This window comes from Kitasatospora sp. NPDC002965 (assembly GCF_040611255.1).
Taxonomy (GTDB): domain Bacteria; phylum Actinomycetota; class Actinomycetes; order Streptomycetales; family Streptomycetaceae; genus Kitasatospora.
This window is the reverse complement of sequence record NZ_JBEXNT010000015.1, coordinates 96167-103498: the sequence shown is the minus strand read 5'-3', so window position 1 is coordinate 103498 and position 7332 is coordinate 96167. Positions and strand designations below refer to the sequence as shown.

Genomic DNA, 7332 nt, shown 5'->3' with positions numbered 1-7332 from the left:
GGGGGCGGCCCCCGGGGCGCGGCGGGGGGGGTCGTGGCGGTCGCGGGGCGGGGCGTCCCGCTCGCCCCACGCCACGGCCGCGCTCGCCGATCCCGCCCTCGTGCCGGTGCCCGCCGCCCCCGGGCCGGTCGGCGGCGCGGCCTGGCTGCGCGCCACGGTGGCGCGGTTCAGCGCGGGCGAGCGGCACGCCGTGCGCCGGGCGGGCGTCGAGGCCGACCTGGCCCGCCTCGACCCGGACGCGCTGCGGGCGTCGGCCGCCGCCGGCTCCGAGCCGGACGCCGGTCTGCGGGCGGTGCGGGTCCTCGCGCAGGCGTTGGGCCTGGCCGAGCCGGACGCGGTTGCGCGGGCGGTCGCCGCGGTGGCGCGCGTCTACTTCGTCGAGCGGCCGGACGACCCGGAGGCCGACGCCGCCGTGGCCTGGCTGCTGCCCCGGATGCTGCCCGACGAGGACCCGGTGGGGCGCGGCGGGGCGGGGGCGGAGGCGGGCCACGGTCCGGCGGAGCGCCGTCCGGCGGAGCACGGCGCGGCTGCCGTCCGCGCGGCCGAGGAACGGGCCGCCAACCGGATCGGCCTGCTCGTCCAGTCCTTCGACGCCACCGCAACCCTCGTCGACCACGCCCGCCGGGCCGTCGGCAGTGCCGCCGACCCGATCGACGCGGCTCTGCGCCACGACCCGCCCGTCCGGACGATGCGCCGCCACGCCGTCCGGGACACCGAGGTCGGCGGGGTGCCGGTCCCCGCCGGGGCCCAGGTGGTGCTCGACGTCGCCGCCGCCCAGGCGGGCCGCCCCGGACTGCCCCCGCTGACCTTCGGCGCTCCGCCCCGGCTCTGCCCCGGCCGCACCCACGCCCTGGCGATCGCGTCCGGCATCCTGCACGGCGCCGCGGACCCGGCCGGATCCTCGCCCGACGCCCCCGACCCCGACCCCGACGGGCTCGTCCCCGGCCCGGTCGGCGACCTCCGCCCGCACGAGAGGACCGCCCGATGAGCGCGCCCACCCCGTTCGCCGCCCTGCACCACCGGGCGGGCGAGCCGTTGCTGCTCCCCAACGCCTGGGACCACGCCTCCGCCGCCCTCCTGGCCGAGCAGGGCTTCCCCGCCGTCGGCACCACCAGCCTGGGCGTCGCCGCAGCCGCCGGGCTGCCCGACGGCGTCGCCGCCACCCGCGCGGAGACTCTCCGGCTGGCGCGCCGCCTCGGCCGTACCGGCCGCTACCTGCTCTCCGTCGACGTGGAGAACGGATTCAGCGACGACCCCGGAGAAGTCGGCTCCCTCGCAGCCGAGTTGGCCGATGCCGGGGCCGTCGGCATCAACCTGGAGGACGGTCGTGCGGACGGCACGCTCACCCCCGCCGCCCTGCACGCCGCCAAGATCGCCGCGGTCAGGTCCGCCGCTCCCGGCCTCTTCGTCAACGCCCGTACCGACACCCACTGGCTCGCCGTGCCGGACGCCGGCCGGGAGACCGACCGCCGGCTCGCCGCCTACCGGCAGGCCGGCGCGGACGGGCTGTTCGTCCCGGGCCTCGCCGATCCGGCGGCCATCGCGGAACTCTGCGCCACCCTCGACGTCCCGTTGAACATCCTCTACAGCCCGACCGGACCGACCGTCCCCGAACTCGCCGCCCTCGGCGTCTCCCGCGTCAGCCTCGGCTCGCTCCTCTACCGCACCGCCCTGGCCGCCGCCACGGCCACCGCCGTCGCGATCCGTGCCGGCGCCCCTGCCCCGGATCCCGGCACCGGGACGCCCGGCTACGCCGCGGTGCAGGCCCTCCACCACGACCGGCCCGGACCGGTCCCCCCGGCCGGGCCGCCGCCCCGCTGACCGCCGACGCCGGTGCTCCGCCGCCCGGCGTCCGGCGCCCGTCGCCCGTCGCACCCCGGCGTCCCGCCGTCGTCCTGCGGGAGGCGGCGGGACGGGGAATCGGAGGCCGGCAGGTGCGGAGGGTCAGCCGGTGAGGCGGGTCAGCGGGTGAGGAGGGCGCGGAGGGCGGACGCCACCTCGGCCGGGGCCTCCTCGGCCATGAAGTGGCCGTAGGGGACGGTCGCGTGGTGCAGGTCGGGAGCCCAGGCGCGCCAGCGGGCGGCGGCGTCGAAGCCCAGGGCGGCGCCCCAGTCCTGCTGGAGGACGGTGACCGGCATGCGCAGCCGTCGGCCGGCCTCGCGGTCGGCGCGGTCGTGGTCGACGTCCGTACCGGCCGAGGCGCGGTAGTCGGCGACGATCGACGGGACGGCGGCGCGGCAGGCGGACAGGTAGGCGGCGCGGACCTCGTCCGGCAGGGCCTCCGGGTCGCGTGCCCAGAGGTCGAGGAAGTGGCCGAAGAAGGCGTCCGCGCTCGCGCCGATCATGGTTTCGGGCAGTCCCGGCGGCTGAGCCATCAGGTAGAGGTGGAACCCGACGGCGGCGGTGGTGCCGTGCATGACCTCCCACGTGTCGAGGGTCGGGAGCACGTCCAGCGCGGCGAGGTGGGTGACGGTGTCCGGGTGGTCGAGCCCGGCCCGGACCGCGACCAGCGCACCGCGGTCGTGCCCGGCCAGTGCGAAGCGGTCGTGACCCAGCGCCCGGGCGAGGGCCACGACGTCGGCGGCCATGGTGCGCTTGCTGTACGCGGTGCCCTCGGGGTCGGTGGGCTTGTCGCTGGCGCCGTAGCCGCGCAGGTCGGGACAGATGACGGTGTGGTCGGCGGCGAGGTCCGCGGCCACGTGCCGCCACATCAGGTGGGTCTGCGGGAAGCCGTGCAGGAGGACGACCGGGCTTCCGCTGCCGGCGACGGCGGTGTGGAGCGCCACGCCGTCCGCGACGGGGACGCGCAGGTACTCGAAGCCGGGGACGGCGGGGGAGGGCGTGGGGACGGGGGTCGGTCGGGGGGTGGGGAGGGGCACGGGGCGGCCTTTCTCGGTGGGCGGTTCTTCGCTGCACCACGAGCCTCGCCGACGCGAATCAGCATCCGGTCAGCGTCAGCGTCAGCGGCAGTGTCTGCGGCTGGTGTCTGCGGCCGGTATCTGCGGCCGGTGTCGGCGCGGCCGCAGGGGTCGCCAGGAGCGCCGGGATCGCCGGGGTCGCCGTACCGGGCCGGTGCGGCGGACGTCGTACGGTGGCGGGGTGACGAGGGTGTCCGGAGAAGCGGGGCGGACGGGGACCGTGTTCGGGGTCCTCGGGCCGGTGGTGGCCGAGCGGGCCGGCGGCGGGGTGCTCGCGCTGAAAGGGCCGCGGCACCGGGCGGTGCTGGCGCGGCTGATCGTGGCCCGCCGGCGGGTCGTTCCCGTCACCCGTCTGGTCGAGGACCTCTGGACGGAGCCGCCGCCGGGCGCCGTCGGGGCCGTACAGACCTTCGTCTCCGCGCTGCGCCGCGTCCTGGAACCGGATCGCCCGCCGCGTTCCCCGGCGAGGCTGCTGGTCACGGAGGGGCGGGGCTACGCGCTGCGCGCCGGACCGGACGAGGTCGACGCCTGGCGCTTCGAGGCCGCGGTCGTCGGCGCGGTGCACGGGGAAGGAACGGCGCGGGGTGAGGGCGCGGAGGCGGCCCTGCTGCGGTTGGACGAGGCACTCGCTCTCTGGCGCGGCCCCGCCTACACCGAGTACGTCGAGGAGGACTGGGCCCGCGCGGAGCGGGCCCGCCTCGCCGAGCTGCGGCTGCTGGCCGTGGAGCGGCGGGCCGAGGCGAGGCTGACGCTCGGCCGGGCCGCCGACGCCGTCCCCGACCTCGACGCGCACCTCGTCGACCACCCCTGGCGCGAGGACGCCTGGCGGCTGCTGGCGCTCGCGCTCTACCGGCAGGGCCGCCAGGGCGAGGCGCTCGCCGTGCTGCGCCGGGCCCGGACGACGCTGGTCGAGCAGCTGGGACTGGACCCGGCCCCGCGGCTGCGTGCCCTGGAGGCGGACATTTTCGCGCAGTCGCCCGCCCTCGACGGCGACCGCGACCGCGACCGCGACCGGGACGCCGACCGCGACCGCGACCGCGACCGCGGTCCCGGCTCTGGCCCCGGCCCCGGACCGGGCCCCGGTGCCGTGGACGGCGGGCCCGTCGACGCCACCGCCCGGCTCTGGACGTCCGCCGCCGCGGCGTACGACCGGAACGTGGCCGCCGGGGCCCGGGCCCGCCTGGAGTCCACCGTCGGCCTGCTCCGCAGCCTGGCGGTCACCGGCCCCGACGGCCTGGCGGCTGCCCGACAGCACCGGTGGGCCGCGGTCGAGGCGGCGGAGGAGTTCGGCGATCCCGAGCTCACCGCCCGCGTACTCGGGGCCTTCGACGTCCCCGCGATCTGGCCGCGCAGCGACGATCCGGCGCTCGCGGCCCGGCTGGTCGCCGCCGCCGAACGCACCCTCGCCGCCCTCCCGGACGGCGGCGTCCACGATCCGGCGCGGTGCCGGTTGCTGGCGACGGTCGCCGTCGAGACGCGCGGTGCCCGGTCGGCCCGTGCGCTGCGGGCGGCGCACGAGGCGGAGACGATCGCCCGGGGGCTGGACGACCCGGCGCTGCTCGCCTTCGCCCTCAACGGTGTGTTCATGCAGTCCTTCGCCGTAGCCGGCCTCGCCGGGCGGCGGGATGCGATCGGGGCGGAACTGGTCGCGCTGGCCGCCCGCCACGGTCTGACCACGTACGAGGTGCTCGGCCACCTGATCCGGATGCAGTCCCGCAGCGCGTTCGCGGACTGGCCGGCCGCCGACGGGCACGCCGCCGCTGCGGACCGGCTCGCCGAGCGGCACGAGCTTCCGTCGGTGGGGGTGTTCACCGACGGGTACCGCGCGCTGCGGCTGGCCGCCGAGGACCTCCCGGCCCCCGCCGGGAGGGCCCCCGCCGGGCGGGCCGCCGACAGGCGTGGACGGGCCGAGGCCGCCTACCGGGCCGTGGCCGACCGGCTCGACGCGGCCGGGATGCCCGGCATGGCCCCGGGACTCCGCGCGCTTGCGCTGTTGTCGCTGCCCGCCGCCGAACGAGCCCGGGCCGAGGCCCGGCAGCCGGACGAGGTCGAGAGCGGGGCCGAGGGCGGCTCCGAGAACAGGGCCATGGACGGCGACGCGGACCGCGGTACGGACCGCGGTACGGACCGCGACACGGACTGGGCACGCGCCGTCGGACCGGACCGGGACTGGGGTCCGTACCGCCCGTGGGTCGAACCGCTCGTGCTCGCCGCCGCAGGCCGGGACACCGAGGCCCGCGCCGCCCTGCACGCCCTCCCCGAGCCCCCGGCCGATCCCCTCTACGAGGTCTGCTGCTGCCTGGAGGCCGCCGCCGCCCGCCTGCTCCACGACCGCCCGGCGCTCCGCCGCGCCCACGCCCGCCTGCTCCCCGCCGTCGGTGAACTCGCGGGCGCAGCATCGGGGTTGCTCTCCTTCGGCCCGGTCGCCGGCCACCTCGCGACCGTCGCCCGGGCGCTGGGTCACGCCGGCTGACGGCCGGTCCGGGGCCCGCGTCGTCCGCCTCCGCCCGCCGGGGTGCGCCTGCCTCCGTCCGCCTCCGCCTCGCCCCTGTGCCCGCCCCCGGTCGCCGTTCCCGTTGACGGTCGAGCGAGTGAACTGCGCCGCGGAAGGTTCGATCACGGACTCCTGCGAGGTATCCCTGCCCGGGACCTGCGCAACCGTCGGATCGGCGCCGAAGCACGGCCCGGGACAGGTGGATCCATGAGTTCGACCGTCAGTCAGAGACGCATCCGGGCCGGCGCCCTGGCCGTCCTCCTCGCCGCCGTGACCCTCGGCACGGCCGCGCCCGCGTCCGGGGCGCCCGAAGACGGCATCCTCGGCTCCCTCAGCCCCGACATCCGGGCGATCATGGCCAAACCGGCCTACCAGCACGCCCAGTGGGGCCTGCTGGAGATCGACGACACGACCGGTGAGGTCATCCACTCGATCTACCCGGACCAGTTCTTCATCCCCGGTTCGACGGCCAAGCTGGTCAGCGTGTCCGGCGCCTGGCACGCCCTCGGCGGCGAGCACCGCTTCACCACGCCCGTGCAGGCCGTCGGCAGCCGGGACGGGGAGGTCCTGAACGGCTCGCTCGTCCTGGTCGCCCAGGGCGACCTCACGATGGGCGGCCGGACCGCGCCCGACGGCTCCGTCTCCTTCACCCCGATCGACCACACCTACGCGAACGACGTCCCCGGTGCGACCCTCACCCCCGAGAACCCGCTCGCGGGCCTCGACGAGATCGCCGGGCAGGTGCGGCAGGCCGGCATCACCGAGGTCCACGGGGACGTCGCCGTCGACTCCCGCCTCTTCACCTCGTTCCCCGACCTGGACCCGAGCCCCACCCCGTTGATCATCAACGACAACGTCATCGACCTGCTCACCACCCCGACCGCCCCCGGCCAGGCCGCTCAGCTCAGCTGGCGCCCGCAGGTCGCGCCGTACCAGGTCGAGTCGACGGTGCAGACGGTCGCGGCGGGCGGCCCGACCGAGCTCACCGTCTCCGCCTCACCCGACGGCACCCGCATCACCCTCTCCGGGACGATCGCCGCCGACGCGCCCCCGACGCTCCGGATCTCGAACGTGCAGGACCCGGCGTCCTTCGGTCGTACCGCCCTGATCGAGGCGCTCGCCCGGGCGGGTGTCACCGTCACCGCCCCGCCGACCGGGCCGAACCCGTCCGGCACGCTGCCGGACTCCTACGACGGCACCCAGCGCGTCGCCGCCTACGTCTCCCCGGTCTTCGCCGAGTACACCCGGCTGATCCTGAAGGTCAGCCACAACCTCGGCGCCAACCTCGGCATCTGCCTGATGGCCGTGACGGCGGGCAGCCACCAGTGCGAGGACGGCTTCCCCGTGCTCACCGCCTTCCTCCGCCAGGCCGGCATCGACCCCACCCAGGTCCAGCTCCTCGACGGGCGCGGCGGCAACCCCGTCGACCGGGTCACCCCGCGCGTCGAGAACCAGATCCTCCACTACTGGCAGGGCACCCCCGAGGCGACCCGGTTCCGTGAGGCCCTCCCGATCCTCGGCGTCGACGGCAGCCTCGCGTCCGTCTGCGAGGGCTGTCCCACCTGCCCGGGGAAGGGCAAGGTCTGGTCCAAGCCCGGCACCGTCGCCGGCTTCGACGCCGTCAACAACCGCATCGCCGTCGCCGCCCAGACCCTGGGCGGGTACCTCGACGCGGGCCACGGCCGCCTCCACACCTACTACCTGGCCGTCAACGGGGCTTCCACGCCGGACATCGAGGGCGTCATCGAGATGATCGGCGACCTCTCGCTCATCTCCGGCCTCCTCCAGGAGCAGGCCGAAGCCCGCTCCTGACCCCACCCCGCTCGCTCCGTCAGCTCCGTCGGCTCCGTCAGCTCAGTTCGCTCCGGTGCTCCCTCCGGCCCCGAAGGCCCTCGCCGCTCCGCCCCCGTGCGCGGCCGG

At 77.2% G+C, this 7332-nt stretch carries 3 protein-coding genes and 2 pseudogenes; 4 read left to right on the top strand and 1 reads right to left on the bottom strand.

Annotated elements, in window-relative coordinates:
- Together ABZY91_RS09625 and ABZY91_RS09620 are read left to right on the top strand one after the other, a co-directional pair.
- Positions 1-988, top strand: a pseudogene (locus tag ABZY91_RS09625) (hypothetical protein); the annotation flags it as partial.
- Positions 989-993: 5 nt separating this feature from the next.
- A pseudogene (locus tag ABZY91_RS09620) lies at positions 994-1821 on the top strand (isocitrate lyase/phosphoenolpyruvate mutase family protein); the annotation flags it as partial.
- Positions 1822-1961: 140 nt separating this feature from the next.
- Here the strand turns inward: ABZY91_RS09620 and ABZY91_RS09615 are convergent.
- Complete coding sequence (locus ABZY91_RS09615; protein ID WP_355401117.1) at positions 1962-2879, bottom strand: alpha/beta hydrolase; 918 nt, start codon at positions 2877-2879, stop codon at positions 1962-1964.
- Between the two features lie 220 nt (positions 2880-3099).
- Between ABZY91_RS09615 and ABZY91_RS09610 the strand changes: the two genes are divergently transcribed.
- Both ABZY91_RS09610 and dacB read left to right on the top strand, forming a co-directional pair.
- Positions 3100-5391, top strand: a complete 2292-nt coding sequence (locus ABZY91_RS09610; RefSeq protein WP_355401115.1) for a BTAD domain-containing putative transcriptional regulator — start codon at positions 3100-3102, stop codon at positions 5389-5391.
- Positions 5392-5619: 228 nt separating this feature from the next.
- Complete coding sequence (dacB, locus tag ABZY91_RS09605) at positions 5620-7224, top strand: D-alanyl-D-alanine carboxypeptidase/D-alanyl-D-alanine-endopeptidase (protein ID WP_355401113.1); 1605 nt, start codon at positions 5620-5622, stop codon at positions 7222-7224.
- Positions 7225-7332: the final 108 nt, after the last annotated feature.